This window comes from Virgibacillus salexigens (assembly GCF_014905415.1).
In the GTDB taxonomy this organism is placed as follows: domain Bacteria; phylum Bacillota; class Bacilli; order Bacillales; family Amphibacillaceae; genus Virgibacillus; species Virgibacillus salexigens.
This window is the reverse complement of sequence record NZ_BNEO01000155.1, coordinates 1-301: the sequence shown is the minus strand read 5'-3', so window position 1 is coordinate 301 and position 301 is coordinate 1. Positions and strand designations below refer to the sequence as shown.

Annotated in this window: 1 protein-coding gene; it reads right to left on the bottom strand. The window is 42.2% G+C overall.

Annotated features, from left to right (window positions below):
• The coding region (locus JKP73_RS22655) for a reverse transcriptase domain-containing protein (RefSeq protein WP_234447185.1) at nucleotides 1-235 on the bottom strand (235 nt) is incomplete at its 3' end.
• Between the last annotated feature and the right edge of the window lie 66 nt (nucleotides 236-301).

Here is a 301-nt window from a genome sequence, read left to right as displayed (position 1 = left end):
ATCCGCATTCAATTATTTTTGTTTTGCTCTTGTTAATGTTCATTTTATACGCTGCCTTCAAAACACTGCCCATTCCATTCAACTGCTCTTCCAGGTCCTTTGCTGTCTCTGACAGAATTACAATGTCATCAGCAAAACGCAATGTTTTTATTTCTTCCCCCTGAACTTTAATCCCTATTCCAAATTTTTCCTTGCTTTCCTTCACCGCCTGCTCGATGTACAAATTAAATGGCATCGGAGAAACGCTGCAACCCTGTCTTACTCCCCTGCCAACTGTTGCTTCCCTCTCATGCTCTTCGTG